The sequence below is a fragment of the Streptomyces doebereineriae genome (genome assembly GCF_031845645.1).
Taxonomy (GTDB): Bacteria; Actinomycetota; Actinomycetes; order Streptomycetales; family Streptomycetaceae; genus Streptomyces; species Streptomyces canus.
The window spans coordinates 91,772-109,955 of record NZ_JAVREZ010000024.1 but is presented as its reverse complement, the minus strand read 5'-3'; the positions used below and the strand labels follow the sequence as shown (position 1 = coordinate 109,955).

At 68.1% G+C, this 18,184-nt stretch carries 9 protein-coding genes; 7 read left to right on the top strand and 2 right to left on the bottom strand.

The window, feature by feature from the left end:
* Positions 1-57: 57 nt before the first annotated feature.
* Positions 58-447 (top strand): hypothetical protein, encoded by a 390-nt coding sequence (locus tag RNB18_RS43720; protein WP_311719712.1) that lies wholly within the window; start codon positions 58-60, stop codon positions 445-447.
* 110 nt (positions 448-557) lie between these two features.
* Entirely contained in the window at positions 558-1,997 is a 1,440-nt protein-coding gene (locus tag RNB18_RS43715) for a S28 family serine protease (protein WP_311719711.1), read from the top strand.
* A gap of 24 nt (positions 1,998-2,021) precedes the next feature.
* Here RNB18_RS43715 and RNB18_RS43710 read toward each other — a convergent pair whose 3' ends face one another.
* A complete protein-coding gene (locus tag RNB18_RS43710) occupies positions 2,022-2,663 on the bottom strand; it encodes a hypothetical protein (protein ID WP_311719710.1) in 642 nt (213 codons plus the stop codon).
* 133 nt (positions 2,664-2,796) lie between these two features.
* Positions 2,797-4,581 (bottom strand): glycoside hydrolase family 3 protein, encoded by a 1,785-nt coding sequence (locus tag RNB18_RS43705; RefSeq protein WP_311719709.1) that lies wholly within the window; start codon positions 4,579-4,581, stop codon positions 2,797-2,799.
* Between the two features lie 550 nt (positions 4,582-5,131).
* Here RNB18_RS43705 and aroA point away from each other — a divergent pair.
* From aroA to RNB18_RS43680, 5 genes are all read left to right on the top strand, one after another.
* Positions 5,132-6,397, top strand: a complete 1,266-nt coding sequence (aroA, locus tag RNB18_RS43700; protein WP_311719708.1) for a 3-phosphoshikimate 1-carboxyvinyltransferase — start codon at positions 5,132-5,134, stop codon at positions 6,395-6,397.
* A 6-nt stretch (positions 6,398-6,403) separates the two neighbouring features.
* The gene (locus RNB18_RS43695) at positions 6,404-7,036 is read left to right on the top strand and encodes a GNAT family N-acetyltransferase (RefSeq protein ID WP_311719706.1); all 633 of its coding nucleotides are present in this window, start codon (positions 6,404-6,406) and stop codon (positions 7,034-7,036) included.
* Positions 7,037-7,608: 572 nt separating this feature from the next.
* The gene (locus RNB18_RS43690; protein ID WP_311719705.1) at positions 7,609-11,001 is read left to right on the top strand and encodes a LamG domain-containing protein; all 3,393 of its coding nucleotides are present in this window, start codon (positions 7,609-7,611) and stop codon (positions 10,999-11,001) included.
* A gap of 241 nt (positions 11,002-11,242) precedes the next feature.
* Entirely contained in the window at positions 11,243-17,752 is a 6,510-nt protein-coding gene (locus RNB18_RS43685) for an RHS repeat-associated core domain-containing protein (RefSeq protein ID WP_311719704.1), read from the top strand.
* Positions 17,734-18,120, top strand: a complete 387-nt coding sequence (locus RNB18_RS43680) for an SCO4402 family protein (protein ID WP_311719703.1) — start codon at positions 17,734-17,736, stop codon at positions 18,118-18,120. Before RNB18_RS43685 ends, RNB18_RS43680 begins: the two co-directional genes overlap by 19 nt.
* The last annotated feature ends 64 nt before the right edge of the window (positions 18,121-18,184 follow it).

The window sequence follows — 18,184 nt, the reverse complement described above, 5'->3', positions numbered from 1 at the left end:
CGACATATGTTCTGCGTCCGTACACCTGTACGCCCAAGAGCTGCGGGAGGGACGGCAGTGAAGAGTGGAGCGATACGGCGGCTGGCGGTGGGACTGGCCGTGACGGTGGCGGCCGGGATGCTCGGGGTCGCCGTGCCGGGACAGGCGCAGGCCGCGGCCTCGTCCTGCGAGGGGCGCAAGGTCAGGTCGTTCCCGTTCTCCACCGGCACCGTGGAGGTGTACAAGCGGCGCGGTTACGTGTGCGCGGTGACACTTCCCAAGCGCCCCGGGGTCCGGCAGCACATGAAGGTGAGTCTGCGGGCGTACGGGCTGCGGCCGGTCGAGGACGTGGGCCGGTACAAGTACCGGGCAGGTCCGGTCACCGTGCACGCCGGGCAGCGGAAGGTGTGGGTGAAGGGCGAGGTCGGCCGGGGCAAGTACGACTCGGACGGCTGGATTCGGCTCTGAGACACAGGTTTCTCACAGGGTTTTCCCCATCATGGCGTCACCTCCCCTGGTGCGGACCGGACTTGCGCCGCTAGCGTCCGGCGCACATCTGTACTCACAGGGGAGGGTGCATGCGCAAGGCGCTCAGATGGCTCCTCACGCTGGTCGTGCTCATCGGCACGGTCAGTACGGCAGGGGCGGCCACCGCCGCCGAGCCGGAGGCCGACGGCACCAGTGCCGCCACCGACATCAAGGACCAGCTCCTCGCCATCCAGGGGATGAGCCTGATCGAGGAGAAGCCGTACACCGGCTACCGCTTCTTCGTCCTGAACTACACCCAGCCGGTCGACCACCGGCACCCGTCCAAGGGCACGTTCCAGCAGCGCATCACCGTGCTGCACAAGGACGCCGGCCGGCCGACGGTCTTCTACACCGGCGGCTACAGCGTCTCGACGACGCCGAGCCGCCGCGAGCCGACCCAGATCGTGGACGGCAACCAGGTCTCCATGGAGTACCGCTTCTTCACGCCCTCCCGGCCCGACCCGGCCGACTGGACCAAGCTGGACATCTGGCAGGCCGCCAGCGACCAGCACCGCATCTTCAAGGCGCTGAAGAAGATCTACTCGAAGAACTGGATCTCCACGGGCGGCTCAAAGGGCGGCATGACCGCCACCTACTACGAGCGCTTCTACCCGCGCGACATGGACGGCGTCGTCGCGTACGTCGCCCCCAACGACGTGGTGAACAACGAGGACTCCGCCTACGACCGCTTCTTCGAGAAGGTCGGCACCGAGGAGTGCCGCGACCGGCTGAACGCGGTGCAGCGCGAGGCCCTGGTGCGGCGCGAGCCGCTGGAGAAGAAGTACGCCCAGTACGCGGCGGCGGAGGGCTTCACCTTCACCACCGTCGGCAGCCTGGACCGGGCCTACGAGGCCGTCGTCCTCGACTACGTCTGGGGCTTCTGGCAGTACAACCTGCTGGCCAACTGCGGCGACGACGAGCTGATCCCGCCGAACGCGAAGACCGCGACCGACGACCAGATCTGGAACTCCATCGACACCGTCTCCGGGTTCTCCTTCTACACCGACCAGGGCCTGGCACCGTACACGCCGTACTACTACCAGGCCGCCACCCAGCTCGGCGCCCCGACGATCCACTTCCCGCACATCGAGAAGAAGTACATCCGCTACGGCTACCAGCCGCCGCGCAACTTCGTCCCGCGGGACATCCCGACGAAGTTCCAGCCGTACGCGATGCGGGACGTGGACAACTGGGTGCGGAACAACGCCCGTCACATGCTCTACGTCTACGGCCAGAACGACCCGTGGGGCGCGGAGCGGTTCCGCGTCGACAAGGGAGCGAAGGACGCGTACGTGTTCACCGCGCCCGGCATGAACCACGGGGCGAACGTCGCCGGTCTGGTCGCCGACCAGAAGGCGTTCGCCACGGCCAGGATCCTGGCCTGGGCGGGCGTCCCGGCCGCGGCCGTTACCGAGGCGAAGCCGCTCGCGAAGTTCGACAAGAAGCTGGACGTCCGTGACGTGGAGCGCGAGCCCGCTCTGCGTCCGTAGTCCGCTCGCCGCGCCCGGCCGGGATCACAACGGCCGGGCGCAGCCCACCGGCTGAGCGCCGCCGAGCTGGACGTACAGGGCTGTCGACAGCGGGCACCGGCTGCGCTCGGCGACCGCCTGCACCACCTTGTACTGCGGTCTCTTCGCGCCCTTGCCGTCACACGCGGTCTCCCTGACCTGCCCGCTGCCCGAGCTGTACACGCAGTCGCCGACGATGGTCCGCGGCCCGCCCCCGCCGCCGGGGTCACCGGGGTGCGGCGGTTGCAGGTTGCGCATGCAGGCGTATCCCTGCGGCACCGCCCCGTCGCCGTCCTCGTCGGAGATCTGGCTCTGCTCGCTGATGTGCAGCACGAAGTCGGTGGTCGCCGGGCACGGCGGCCCGCCGGACGGGGTGCCGTCGTGCCGGGCCACGACCCGTGCCGCCGCCCGCTCACTGGTGCAGGGCACCTCGGTGAAGCTGGCCTTGCCGAAGGAGCTGCACTCGTCGACCGCGAGGAACACCGCGCCGAAACCGGAGGCCCGGGTCGCGGACGGCGAGACCGAGGCCGTGGCGCCGGTCGGGTCGTCGCTCTCCCCGCCGGCCGCCGGCTGGGTGCACCCCGTCAGCAGGGCGGCGAGCAGCGCCGGCAGTACACACACCACCCCCGTGGAAAACCTGTCGCGCATCGCCATCCCCCCGCACTACCCCCACCGCCCAGCGTGACCGTCGCGACGGGGCCACGCCAGACGTGTGGGGTCCTTTGCGCCTTTCGGGGGTGATGTACGAGTTGCGAGTCGTACGGGAACTACGTCCCGCGCGCTATCGGCCGTACGACAGCCCGTACCCGACCGGGTACAGCACCTTCGCCGGATCGTCCGCCCGCTGCACCGGCACCGGCAGCTTCCCGCGCGGTGCCGCCTTTCCGGCGATCACCCGTGCCGCCGCCCGCAGTTCGACATCGGTCCAGGAGTAGGCCGCCAGGTATGCCGGGACAGTGGGGAGTCGGGCCACGTCGTAGGGATTGCGGATCGCGACGGCCACCACCGGCCTCCCGGTCGCCACGAGCTGCTCGACGAGCGTCTTCTGGGCGGCCGTGATGTTGTACGTCCCCACGATCACCGCGTCCGCGTCCTGCGCGGCGGCGACGGCCTGGGCGACGGTGGCCGCCGAGGGGGCCGTACCGGTCGGCAGGGCGGTGGCCGTGAAGCCGAGTTCGGTGAGGGCGGTGGCCAGGACCCCGGTCGGCGGGCCCGTCGTACCGGAGGGAGAGGCGGGGTCGGCGCCCACCACCAGCAGCTTGCGATGGGTGCTGCGGTTCAGGGGCAGCAGTCGCCTCTCGTTGACCAGCAGGGTCGTCGTCCGCTCGGCGATCCGGTCGGCTTCGGCGAGGTGGGCCGGGGTGCCGACGGACCGGGTGACGCCGCCGTGGCTGACGTACGGCTCCTCGAAGAGCCCCAGCCGGGCCTTGAGCCGCAGGATCCGCAGGATCGACTCGTCCAGCCGCGCCTCGGTGAGCTCGCCGTCCTGTACGGCCTTCAGGACGGCGTTCCACGCGATGTCCAGGGAGGGCGGGTTGAGGAGCTGGTCCACACCGGCCTTGAGGGCGAGTACGGGGACGCGGTCGTCGCCGTACTTCGTGCGGACGCCCTCCATGCCGAGGGAGTCCGTGACCACGACCCCGTCGTAACCGAGTTCGCCGCGCAGGATGCCGGTGAGGATCGGGTGGGAGAGGGTGGCCGGGTCGCCGGAGTCGTCGAGGGCCGGGAACTGGATGTGCGCGGTCATGATCGAGTCGATGCCGGCGCGGATCGCGGCCCGGAAGGGAACGGCGTCCAGCTTCTCCCACAGTTCCCGGCTGTGGGTGATGACCGGGAAGCCGTAGTGGCTGTCGACGGCGGTGTCCCCGTGCCCCGGGAAGTGCTTGGCGGTCGCGGTGACCCCGGCGCCCTGGTACCCGGCGACCTCGGCGGCCACGAGCCCGGCGACCGCGCCGGCCTCGGAGCCGAAGGAGCGGACGCCGATGACGGGGTTGGCCGGGTTGACGTTGACGTCGGCGACGGGGGAGTAGTTCTGCCGGATGCCGATGGCTCGCAGTTCCTGCCCCGCGATCCGGCCGAGGGTGCGGGCGTCTTTGCGCGCGCCACCCGCACCGATCGCCATCGCGCCCGGGAAGAGGGTCGCGGGCTCACCTACCCGGCAGACGATCCCGTGCTCCTGGTCGGTGGAGACGAGGACGGGCAGTCCGCGCGGCTGTCGCAGTGACGCCTTCTGGATGCCGTTGGACAGGTCGGCCATCTGGTGCGGGTCACGGGTGTTGTGCGCCCAGGTGAAGTAGATGATCCCGCCCACCCGGTACCTGGCGATCATCTCGGCGGCCGTACGGACGCCGATCTCCTTGAGGTTGGCGTCGATGTCGGCCTGGTCGGGGGCGGTGGCGGAGTGGCCGTAGACCCGCATCACGAAGAGCTGGCCGACCTTCTCCTCGAGCGTCATACGGGAGATGAGGGAGCGGAGCTTCTTGTCGCTGGCGTGTGCGGTCCCGCTGATGGCGAGTGAGGCGGCGACGCCTGCTGTGGCGGCGAGGACGGTACGTCTGGAGGGCACGTGCGCTCCTTCCGGAGGTGATCCGCTGAAGGAAACTTCCGAGGGGTCACCAATATCCGGGAAGTTTCTGCCAGTCAAGGGAGCGCGCAGCAACCAGGGAGGGGCCGCCATCGGCGCAGTTGGAGGGGGGCGCGCCGATGACGGCGTGCTGCCGGCCGCAGTACGGAGGAGAGGGTTGGTCAGCGTTCGCAGCCAGCAGCGAGGCCGACGCCGTACCACGGTGACTCTCCGGCAGCTTGCGCATTGGACGAGCGGCGGCGGGGCGGGGTTCCCGGCTTTGGCCTGATTTCCCCAAGTTGGTGCGGCCGGGGTCAACGGGACGGATGAGCCGACATATCGGGCCGGCCACGCCCCCGCGCAGGGTCGGTGCATGGCGTGGCACGGGACGGCGGCCGACTCGTACTACGAGCTTCAGGTGCAGACGGACCGCAAGGCGCCGCTGCCGGACGACCGGTGGAGGCGGGGGCCACGCTCCGGGCGTCGCGCCTGACCGAGGTCCACCCCGTGGACGTCCCGGCGTCTGAGGTGGTCGTGGGCGATCATGAGGGGCATGCCCGCCGACACGCCCGCCCCGCAGACCCTCTCGCTCCCCGGCTCGAAGTCCATCACCGCCCGGGCCCTCTTCCTGGCCGCCGCGGCCGACGGAGTGACCACCCTCGTACGCCCCCTCCGCTCGGACGACACGGAGGGCTTCGCCGAGGGCCTGGTACGGCTGGGCTACCGGGTGGGCCGTACACCGGACGCGTGGCAGGTGGACGGCCGCCCGCAGGGACCGGCGCTCGCCGAGGCGGACGTGTACTGCCGTGACGGCGCGACGACCGCCCGCTTCCTGCCCACCCTGGCCGCGGCCGGCCACGGAACATACCGTTTCGACGCCTCGCCCCAGATGCGCAGGCGTCCCCTGCTGCCGCTGTCGCGTGCGCTGCGCGACCTGGGCGTGGACCTGCGGCACGAGGAGGCGGAGGGGCACCACCCGCTGACGGTGCGGGCGGCGGGCGTGGAGGGCGGCGAGGTGACGCTGGACGCGGGCCAGTCCTCCCAGTACCTCACCGCACTCCTGCTGCTGGGCCCCCTGACCCGCCGGGGCCTGCGCATCCGCGTCACGGACCTGGTGTCGGCGCCGTACGTCGAGATCACCCTCGCGATGATGCGGGCGTTCGGGGTGGAGGTGGCGAGGGAGGGCGACGTCTTCGTGGTCCCGCCGGGCGGCTACCGCGCCACGACCTACGCGATCGAGCCCGACGCGTCCACGGCGAGCTACTTCTTCGCGGCGGCGGCGGTGACCCCGGGCGCCGAGGTGACGGTCCCGGGCCTGGGCACGGGCGCGCTCCAGGGCGACCTCGGCTTCGTGGACGTGCTGCGGCGGATGGGGGCGGAGGTGTCCGTCGGCGCCGCGGCCACCACGGTCCGGGGCACCGGCGAACTGCGCGGCCTCACGATCAACATGCGGGACATCTCGGACACGATGCCGACGCTCGCGGCGATCGCCCCCTTCGCCTCCGCCCCCGTCCGCATCGAGGACGTGGCGAACACACGGGTGAAGGAGTGCGACCGCCTGGAGGCCTGCGCGGAGAACCTGCGGCGGCTGGGCGTGCGGGTGGCGACGGGCCCGGACTGGATCGAGATCCACCCGGGGGTGGCTCCTTCGGCAGACACCCGCATCACGACGTACGGCGACCACCGCATCGTCATGTCCTTCGCGGTCACCGGCCTTCGGGTACCGGGAATCTCGTTCGACGACCCCGGATGCGTGCGCAAGACTTTCCCCGGTTTCCATGAGGCGTTCGCGGAGCTGCGAAGGACCATCGGGGGTTGAAGGGCGTTGAGTTTCCAGTTGGAAGGGCCGGTCCTGGCAGGCGAGTTGGTGCGCCTGGAACCGCTGGACCACGGGCACACGGCGGACCTGGCCAGGGCGGCGGAGGAGAACCGCGGCACGTACGAGTTCACCTGGGTGCCCAGGGCCGACGAGGTCGGTGACTACGTCGACGCGCAGCTCGCGCGGGCGGCGACGGGGCGGCTCGCGCCGTACGCGCAGGTGTCGGTCGCGACGGGGCGGGCGGTGGGGGCCACGTCGTTCTGGGAGCCGCGGTGCTGGCTGTCGGAGGACCGACTCGACGCCGTGGAGGTCGGTTTCACCTGGCTGGCGGGCTCGGCGCAGGGCACGGGCATCAACGCCGAGGCCAAGCTGCTGCTCTTCCGGCACGCCTTCGAGGAGTGGGGCGTCGCACGCGTCGACCTGAAGACGGACGCCCGCAACGAACGCTCCCGCGCGGCGATCCAGAGCGTCGGCGCCCGCTTCGAGGGCGTCCTGCGGAACTGGTCGCGCTCCTGGGCGCCCGGTGAGGACGGACGGCTGCGGGACTCGGCGATCTTCTCGATCACGGCACAGGAGTGGCCGGGGTGCCGGAAGCGGCTGGAGGAGCGGGTGGCGGGGTTCGTGGCGCGGCGGGGGTAGTTGTGCCCCTGCGCTCTGGTTGGTTGTTTGGCAGCCTCACCCCGGCAACGTAGTCAGACATTCATATCCCGAACTGTGGACTGGTGGACTTGGGAGCCCGGATCGATTCCGCTCCTGACATGTGCCTGCCGAGTTCATCACTCAAAAGTGTTGACGTGCTGCACTCAGTGAACTTAGATCTTCAACTTATAAAGATCCTTTAAGGGTGGGGTGGCGGGGGCTATGGGGTGGGGTGTGTCGCGCCGTCATGTCGGCGTGCAGGGCAGTGGCCCGGAACGTAGACGGTGTGGCGGAAGGCGGTTCTTTGCTGGCGCGGCGGTGACGGCGTTGCTGGCAGGGCTTCCGGTCTTGGGGGTGTCCGTGCCGGCGGCTCGCGCGGATGCGACGTCGGAGGCGCAGGCTGCTTCGACGCAGGCGGCTGAGTCCGGTGAACGGGTCGAGGTGGTGGGCCAGCGCACTGAGTACTCGTCGACGTACGCCAACCCTGACGGTCTGACCTTCAAACTGGTGCAGTCGGCAGTTCCGTGCGGGCCAAGCTTCCTGATGGTTCGTGGGCGGCACCGGATGCGACGTTGGAACGGCGCCCGGACGGCTCGATCGGGCCGAAGGCGGCCGTGCTGAACGTCTCGCTGTCCGGTGGCGGCGATGGCGCCGATCTGGTGACGCTGGCTGACGACGGCATGTCCCTGTCGTTGGGCTGGCCTGGGGCGCTTCCCGAGCCGGCGCTGGAGGGTGCGTCCGCGCTGTATGCGGACGTGCTGCCGGGTGTGGACTTGCGCATGACGGCCACGGTCGAAGGCGTTCGGCAGGTGCTGGTGGTCAAGAGCGCGGCCGCGGCCGCCAATCCGCAGTTGAAGAAGCTCGATTTCTCCCTGCAGGCCAAGGGCCTCACCATCCGCGACGGGGGCGGGAGCCTGTCTGCGGTGGACGCCAACGGCAACACGGTCTTCCGTGCCCCGTCCGCGCAGATGTGGGACTCCGCAGGGGACTCGGTCTCCTCCTCGCCGAGTGCCTCGTCGGCGAACGCGTCGCAGGCTTCGTTCAGTCTGGCGTCGGCGGCCGGCACCTCGGCAGCGGACGAGGACGGGTCCGGTGAGGCATCGGCAGATCCGGCGGATGGCCCGGGCGAGGGCGATGCCTCGGTGATGTTGCCGGTGTCGGCGGATGCGGATTCGGTGACGGTGGTACCGAACGCGGAGCTCCTTACCGGCGAGGACACGGTGTACCCGCTGTATATCGACCCGGATGTGTCGTGGGGCGAGTCGGAGCGCACGCTGCTGTCCTCTGACGGGGACACGTTCTACAACTTCTCCGGCGGTGACGACGGCAAGGGCGTCGGCTACTGCGACACTTATGTGACCGGCGGCTACGCCTACTACTGCGGTTCGGGTTACAGGAACCGGATGTACTTCGAGTTCTCGCCGAGCCAGCTGGCGGGCAAGCAGGTGCTGGATGCAACCTTCCGGATCACCGAGCGATTCTCGATGTCCTGCGAACCGACCTGGGTGGATCTGGCGCGTACCGGGAACATCTCCTCGTCTACCAAGTGGCCGGGGCCGACGGCGAACTGGGACCTGATGGTCGACCGGTACGTATCGGCGGGCCGGGGTTCGGCCTGCGATCCGAGCCAGCCGGACGCGCCGATTGAGTTCAACGACAACCCGGACGAGACCAACGAGAACCTCACCTCGACCGTGAAGAAGTTCGCGGCCGGTGACATCTCCCGTCTCACTCTGATGCTGAAGGCGCACGACGAGTCCGACCCCAACGGCTGGAAGCGGTTCGACGACGACGCGACCCTGGACGTGGACTTCGTCGGCATTCCGGCCAAGCCCACCGCGATCGGCCTGGTCACCGGTGATGGCACCCAGTGCGAGACCGACCAGAGCGATCCGTTGATCGTCTCGACCCCCAAGGCCCGGTTGACCGCGACCGTGCAGACCGCCAAGGGCGGCGAGGAGGACGCGCTGCTGCGCGCGGCTTTCGACGTGGACAAGTACACCGCCAGCAGCAATTCCTGGTCTCAGGCGGTCGATGAGATGGAGCGGCCCACCAGCGGCCACGCCGCCGACAACGCCCAGTTGTTCGCGGACACTCCGACGCTGACGGATGGCACGCTGTACCGCTACCGGACCTGGACCCGCTCGTACTACAACAGCTACAACAGCCATCTGTCCTCGGCGTCCAACGCTGCTACGAACGACTGGTGTTACTTCAAGGTTGATTCGTCTCGCCCGAAAGCCCCCGGAATCGCGGTGGCCAGCCCGTACTCCCGGTGCGCGTCCACCTGCGTGCCGGGTGGCGGACCGGGCGTCGATGCGTCCTTCACCTTCATTCCATCTTCGGGGGACACGAACACCGCCTACATGTACAAGTTGTCCACGGAGGTCTCCTGGTCTGCTCCGATCCCCGGCTCGACCGTGACCAAGGTCATCACTCCATCGGCACCGGGTACGTACACCATCTTTGTGCGTGCCAAGGACACCCTCGGCTGGGGTGCCCAAAACGCGATCGATTTCGTGGTCGACGAGGGCCCCGGTCCGGTCGGGCAATGGCATTTCGACGAGCCCAGCGGGGCTGCCGTCGACTCCTCAACCACGGTGACGGCCAACCAGGACAACGCCGCCCTCTCCGCCTCGGGCGCCTCCCGTGACGGACGCGGCCGACGTGGCGTCATCACCAAGGACGCCACCGGCAACGACCTCGGCACCCCGGTGACCGACACCGGGCTGACCCTGGACGGCTCCACCGGCTACGCGGCGACCTCCGGCGCGGTATTGGAGACCCGGGCCTCCTACACGGTCTCGGCGTGGGCCCGCATCGCCTCGGCCCCGGCCCACAACTACGCCGTCGTCTCGCAGGTGAGCAGCGACGCCACCGCGTCGGGCTTCTCGATCTACTACTCCACCTCCTACAAGGGCTGGATCTTCAACTGGCACTGGCGGGACGCCGCGGGGACCTCGCACATCGTCCGCTCCTACGCCAACCAGACCTCGGTCCCCTTCGGCGTGTGGACCCACCTGGCCGGCGTTTACGACTCGAAGGCCAAGACCATCCAGCTGTACGTCAACGGCAAGCCCCAGGGCTCCCCGGTCGTCCTGGACAGCGGGCAGCCCACGGCCGCCAACGGAAGCTTCCTGATCGGCCGGAGCCTCTACACGGCCGGATCTCCCACCGACTACTTCGGCGGCCAGATCGACGAGGTCCGGGCCTGGCAGGTCAATCTCACCGATGCCCTGATTTCCACGGACGCACGGCTGATGAACTCCAACGGCTATGCGGGTGCCGAGCTGGTGGCGTCCTGGAACCCGGCCGATCACAGCGGCACCACCCTCGCGGACAGCGACTCCGGCTACGGCCGCGCGCTCACTCTCTCCGGTGGCGCCTCGTTGGACGGTGAAGGGATCGTCCTCCACGGCGCGGACAGCGCGGCCACAGCCTCCGGGCCGCTGGTGGATGAGACCGGCTCGTTCACCGCGACCACCGCCGTGCAACTGGACGCTGATGCGCTGCTTGCCAAGAACATCGGCTACACCGCGCAGGTGATCGGTCAGCCCAGCGCCGACGGGTCCGCCTGGGGGTTTTGGTACGAGCTGAAGAACACCGACACTGACCTGGAGACAGACAAAACGATCCCAGTCGGCCTCTGGCACTTTGGACGCCTTGACCCCAACGGCGGCTTCACCGGCGTCACGTCCGACGCAGCAGCCATGCTGGGCAGCCCGGTCCGAATGACCGGGGTGTACGACGCCCAGTCCGGCACAGTCAGCCTCTATCTGGGCCTCAACCAGAACGGTGACGACACCGCCTACACGGCCGTCGTCGGATCCGGCGACTTCGCGGTCGGCAAGGGGTTCGCGAACTCTGCCTGGGGCCACTACTTGCCGGGATCCGTCACCGACATCCGGGTCTGGGCCGGCGCCATGGCCAGCCAGGACCAGATCCGCAACACCGTCGGGGACTGACCCCGAAGCATGGCACGGCCGGGCGGCGGCACAGGTCGCCGCCCGCCTCACACCTCGTCCGCTGTCGTCACCCGTGACGCGTGTTGCCGCCCGTGCCACCACTGAGTCTGCTGGGTCGCTGCCCGTAGCCCACGCCGCACTCTCGGACTTTCCCGATCTTTCTTCGCCTGGGGGTTTCGTGCGTATCCGAATACCAGCCCGATGGACGCCACTTGTGGTGACCCTGTCCCTGTCTTTGACCGTGCCAGTCGCTCTGACACCCGTCGCGGCTGCCGCGACAGGCGGTGGCCTGGGCAAGCCCGCGGTGGCCGAGCAGCGGGTGAGCAAGGTCCGGGAGGTGACCGGCCTGGGCGCCAAGAAGGCCCGCGCCACGGTCGCCAAGGCCAAGGCGGCCAACGCCGCGCAGGCCCAGCGGGCCGCAGCGGAACAGAAAGCGTCCTGGCCCGCGGCAGCCGAGGACACCGCGCAGATCCCGGGACACGGCAAGGCCAAGGTTACTGCCGGCGGACTGCCGGTCACGATTTCCTCCTCCAGTGCGAAGGACGACGCAGCCTCGGGCCAGGCCCGGGTACGCGTTCTGAGCCGCGAGGCCGCCACAGCCGCCGGTATCAAGGGGGTTTTGCTCACCGCGGACGCCACCGCCCCAGGCACGGCCGAAGTGAGTGTCGACTACTCGGCGTTCGCGTCAGGGTACGGAGGCGGCTGGTCCGGCCGCCTCCGCCTGGTCCAGCTGCCCGCGTGCGCCCTCACCACGCCGAAGAAGGCGGCATGCCGAGTTAAGACTCCGCTCGACTCGAGTAATGACATCTCGGGCCAGACCGTTTCGGCCAAGGTTGACCTCACCTCTCCTTCGGCCACGACCGCAACCAGCCTGCAGAGCACCTCCCAGACGGCGGCCGACGCAGCGTCCTCCGGCACGGTCCTCGCATTGACCGCGTCCGCCGGCGAGTCCGCCTCGGGCGCGGGCAACTACGCAGCTTCCCCGCTGTCGTCGTCCTCGACCTGGGAGGCGGGCGGCTCCTCCGGCGCGTTCACCTGGTCGTACCCGCTGAGCACCCCCCCTGCCGCGGCAGGCCCTGCCCCGTCGCTGTCGCTGTCGTACGACTCCGGCAGCTCGGACGGCAAGACGGCATCCACGAACAACCAGTCCACGCAGGTCGGCGAGGGCTTCGACCTCACCTCCTCCTACATCGACCGCTCCTACGGTGCCTGCGACAACGACGGCCAGGACGACAAGTACGACCAGTGCTGGAAGTACGACAACGCCTCGCTGGTCCTCAACGGCAAATCCAGCGAACTGGTCAAGGACGACATCGACGGCAAGTGGCGGCTGAAGAACGACGACGCCTCCACCGTCACCCACTCCACCGGCGCCGAGAATGATGACGACGGCAACGACAACATCGACGGCAAAGGCGAGTACTGGACCGTCACTACCGGAGACGGAACAAAGTACGTCTTCGGCCTCAACAAACTCAGCGGCGCCGGCACCGAGCGGACCAACTCCGTATGGACCGTCCCCGTCTACGGTGACGACTCCGGTGAGCCCGGCTACAACCAGGGCGACTCCTTCTCCGGCCGCTCTCTCACCCAAGCCTGGCGCTGGAACCTGGACTATGTCGTAGACCCGCACGGTAACGCGATGACGTATTGGTACACCGCCGAGACCAACTACTACGCCAAGAACGGCGCCGCCACCGCCACCACCGCCTACACGCGCGGCGGCTATCTCTCCAAGATCCTTTACGGGCAGAACAAGGACACCCTGTTCAGCGGGGTCACCTCGGACAAGGTCACCTTCTCCTACGACGAGCGCTGCACCGCCTCCGACTGCTCCTCGCTGACGGACTCCACCGCCGACAACTGGCCCGATGTCCCCTTTGACTCCGTGTGCAAGCAGGACGCGGACTGCGACGCCAAGAGCCCGTCCTTCTTCACCCGCAAGCGCTTGACCGGCATCGACACCTACGCCTGGTCGGCCGCGTCGAGCGCCTTCACCGCCGTCGACTCCTGGACGCTCACCCAGAAATTCCTGGACGGCGGTGACCTGGACGGGGACACCTCTGACCAGACGCTGGCGTTGATGTCCATCCGGCACACCGGCAAGAACGGCACCGACATCGCGCTGGATCCGGTGACCTTCGATTACCAGATGCGCCCCAACCGGGTCGACTCCAACGACGACGACATCCTTCCGCTGACCCGCCCGCGCATCGAGACGGTGACGTCCGAGACCGGCGCGATCACCACCGTGACCCTCTCCGACCCGGAATGTGTGCGCGGCTCCAACATGCCGGTCGCCGAGGACAACGACACCAAGAGCTGCTACCCGACCTACTGGCACATCAACGGCGCCGCCGAGTCATTGATCGACTGGTTCCACAAGTACCGCGTAACCGCGGTCCTCTCCTCGGACCCGGCCGGCAAGAACCTCGCGGTCGAACACGCCTACAGCTACGCCAACCCGGCCTGGCACTACAACGACGACCCCATCACCCCCGCAGACGAGCGCACCTGGTCCATCTGGCGCGGCTACGGCAAGGTCACCGAGACCACCGGCGCCTCCGGCGGCACCCAGTCCAAGACCGTGTCGCTCTACCTGCAGGGCATGAACGGCGACAAGCAGAAGAACGGCACCACACGTCCCGCGTCCGTCGCCGGAATCGACTTCAGCGGCCTGGACGTCGCCGACCAGACAGACAGCGACCCCTACGCCGGCCAACTGCGCCAGCAGATCACCTACAACGGCTCTACGCCGATTGCGGTCACCGTCAACGATCCCTGGCTGAAGAAGACAGCCACCCAGCACAAGTCGTACGCCGACATCGAGGCGTACTACGTCCGCACCGCGAAGTCCTACACCCACACCTACCTCACCGCCACGTCGAAGTGGCGCACCAGCGCCTCCTCAACCACCACCTTCGACGACTACGGCATGCCCACCAAGGTCTACGACGAGGGCGACACTGCCGTCACCGGCGACGAGACCTGCACCCGCACCTGGTACGCCCGCAACGACACGCTGGGCATCAACTCCCTCGTCTCCCGCACCCGCACGGTCGGCCAGCCCTGCTCGGTCGCCGAAACCTCCCTGTCCCTGCCCACCTCCACTGCTACGCGCGGTGACGTCCTGGCCGACTCCGCCACCGTCTACGACACCGCCACCGCCACTTCGTGGACCGCCTCCCAGACACCGACCAAGGGCGAGGTGACCTGGACCGGCCGCGCCTCCGCCTATCCCGCCACGGCCAGCAGCGGCGAGCGCTCCCCGAGTTCCTGGCAGACGCTCTCCAAGCTGACCTACGACACCCTCGGCCGCGTCCTTACGTCGTCCGACGCCGCCAGCAACACCACGACCACGGCCTACACCCCCACGGCCGCCGGCCCGCTGACCAAGACCAAGGTCACCAACCCCAAGTCCCAGAACGTCTACACCTACGCCGACTACGCCCGCGGCACACCCACCAAGGTCAACGACGCCAACAACAAGATCACCGAGAGCAGCTACGACGCGCTCGGCCGCAAGACAGCAACCTGGCTGCCCAACCGATCCCGGTCGCTGGAGCAGACCCCCAACTACACCTACGCCTACTCCGTCTCGAAGACCGAACCCTCCTGGACGTCTACCTCGACGCTCAAGGCCGACGGCAGCACGTACAACACCACGTACACCGTCTACGACTCCCTGCTGCGCACCCTCCAGACACAGTCCCCGACGCCGGTCGGGGGCCAGTTGCTGACGGACACCCGCTACGACAGCCGGGGCCTGGCCTACGAGACGTACGCCGACATCTTCGACTCCACGGCGACCCCGTCGGGCACTTACACCCGGGCGGAGTACGGCGAAGCGCCCAAGCAGACAGAGGTCGTCTTCGACGGCGCCGGGCGCCCTACTTCCAGCACCCTGCTCGTCTACGGCGTACAGAAATGGACCGTATCCAGCAGCTACACCGGTGACTCCACCGCCACCACCGCCCCCTCAGGCGGCTCCGCGGTACGGACCATCACCGATGCGCAGGGCCGGACGGTACAGCGCCGCGAATACGCCAGCACCTCCCCTGCCGACACGGCCTACGGAGCCACGGTCGGGGCCGCCTACACCTCCACCGCGTACACCTACACCCGCGACGGCAAGCAAGCCTCGATCACCGGCCCCGACAGCAAGTGGACCTACTCCTACGACCTCTTCGGTCGTCAGACTTCCAGCACAGACCCCGACAAGGGCACCGCAACCACCGGCTACACCAACCTCGACCAGACGTCCTGGACCAAGGACGGCGCGGGCCGCGTCACCGTCTTCGCCTACGACGTCCTCGGCCGCACCACCGACACGTGGAGCGCCGCCTCGACCGCCGATCTGACCTCCACGCTGGAGGAACAGGTCGACGCGAACAAGCTCACCCACTACGCCTACGACACCCTGGCCAAGGGCCAGCAGGACTCCTCCACCCGCTATGTCGGCGGAGCCTCCGCAAGTGGCAGTGCCTACACCAAGCAGGTCACGGCCTACGACAGCCTCTACCGCGCGACCACCACCCAGGTGGTCCTGCCCGCAGGCGACGCCCTGGTGAAGTCCGGCGCGGTCCCGTCCTCGACGCTGGCCTTCTCGACGTACTACAACATCGACGGCACCCAGCAGTACACCTCCGAGCCCGCAGCGGGCGGCCTCAGCGCCGAAACCGTCAACACCGACTACAACGGGCTCGGTCTGCCCACCGCCGTCAGCGGTACCACCGGCTACCTGCTGGGCGCCAGCTATTCCGCTCTCGGCCAGAGCGAACAGCTCACTCTGGGCACGTCCTCTGCGTCCGGCACCAAAAAGGCGTACATCACTAACAAGTACGAAGAGGGCACCGACCGGCTGACCGAATCCATGGTCACCGACCAGACCCACAGCTACCAGTTGCAGGACCTCAACTACACCTACGACGACGCCGGCAACGTCACCGCGATCACTGACCCCACCACCCTGGGCGGCACCAGTGCGGCCGACAACCAGTGCTTCACCTACGACGGCTACCGCCGTCTGACCAACGCCTGGTCGCCGGCCACCGCCGACTGCTCCACCAGTAAGCGCATTACCGCCAACCTCGGCGGCGCCAGCCCGTACTGGACCTCCTACACCTACACCGACTCCGGCCTGCGCAAAACCGAGACCGCCCACACCGCCAGCGCCGACACCACCAAGACCTACTGCTACAGCGCCACCAAGCCCCACCAGCTCGCCGCCACCACGACCGGCAGCACCTGCACCGGCGTCACCCCCACCTACGTCTACGACGACACAGGCAACACCACCACCCGCCTCGACGGCACCACCTCCCAGACCCTGGCCTGGGACAACGAAAGCCGCCTCAACCGGCTGGTGGAAGGCAGCAGCACCACCGGGTACGTCTACGACGCCGACGGAAGCCTGCTCATCCGCCGCAACACAGCCGGCGAGACGGTCCTCTACCTCGGCGCCACCGAAATCCACCTGGACACCAGCACCTCCACCACCAAGTACTGGGCCCAGCGCTACTACTCGGCCGGCCCCGCCGCCATCGCGGTCCGCAGCAACAAGTCCGGCACCTCAACCCTCTCCTACCTCGCCGCGGACCACCACGGCACATCCAGCCTCGCCCTGGACGCCACCACCCAGGCCATCACCAAGCGCTACACCACCCCCTTCGGAGCCGCCCGCACCGGCGGCACCGGAACCTGGCCGGACGACAAGACCTTCCTCGGCAAGAGCCGTGATTCATCTTCCGGCCTCACCCACATCGGCGCCCGCGAGTACGACCCCGTCCTCGCCCGATTCATCAGCGTCGACCCGCTCCTGGAAACCGACAAACCACAGACCCTCAACGGCTACACCTACAGCGCCAACAACCCCGCCACCTTCTCCGACCCCACCGGCGAAGGACTCGCCTGCGGCGCCGGCTTCGACGTCGGCTGCGGCAACGGCGTCGTCACCCACGGTGACGGCAGCCTGTCCAAGAACGGCAACCCAACCGGCGGCGGAGTAGCACCCGGGTGGAACACCGGCACCGCTTACACCAGCAGCACTGGCTCCACGATCACCACCACGAGCACCAACGGAGGCGGTGACGATGACGGAGGCGGCGGCTTCCTCCATTGGGTCTCCGGGGCTGTGGACACCACCATCAACTACGGCACCGCCATCCTCAGCCAGCCCGACGTCTGGATCGGAGCCCTCGAGACGATCGGCAGCGTCGGCCTGATCAACTACGGCGGCGAGATGTTCATCGGCGGTGCCCTCATTTGCACAACCGTCGCGGGGTGCGTCGTCGGAGCCCCCGCAGCGGCAGGCGGCGCCACCCTCGTCGGCGCCGGCGTCATGGGCGGCGCCGACGGCATCAACCGCATCGACAACGGCCTCAACAAAGCCCTCAACCAGGCACAACAGAGCGGTAGTCAGTCGGCTGCCACTGCGCCTGCGGCACCCTCGTGGATTCCTCAATCCGCGACCAGTAAGGTGCCTAGCGAATTGGGATCTGGTAAGGCCACGAAGAAGGGCATCGGTTGGCGCTGGAACGATGGGAAGGGGAACGGCGTCAGGATCGACCAAGGGAACCTGAACAACTCCCAGAAATACCAGCAGGTCGATCACGTAGTGATCAATTCGGGAGGGAAGGTCATAGGCCGTGACGGTAAGCCCATAGCTGGCGACATCAAGGCTAATGCCTACGATGCGCATATTCCGTTGACGGACTGGCTCAAATGGAAGACATGGAACTCGCCGACATGACAGACGTCGAATTTCCCGAAATGAGAGAAAATGTTCTCTCTGCGGTGCGGGCATTGAGTGACGCGGAGTATCAGAACCGGGTTTGGATTCGTCGCGAATATCCCCACGAAGGATACTTCGACGATTTCAGCCTGAATCTGAACATCCTCTACGACGACACGCTTGTACTGGAGGACCCTGCGTTGGCCTTGGGGAAAGTCCTTAGGTCGCACGAAGAAGTATCTGTCATGGCGGAACTCGCTGAGAGGATTGATTTGGTACTGAGAGAGGAAGGATCTGGCCGCTCCGACGCCGAGTACCTGAGGTCACGTCACTGGGCAGGTGTACTAATCGCGGCATCTCGCGCCTACTCGGTTCTCGCTGCGTAGCCCGCCGCTGGGTCTGGCTGATCGGTAGCTGCTACTTGAACTTGATTGAGTGATGTCGGGACGG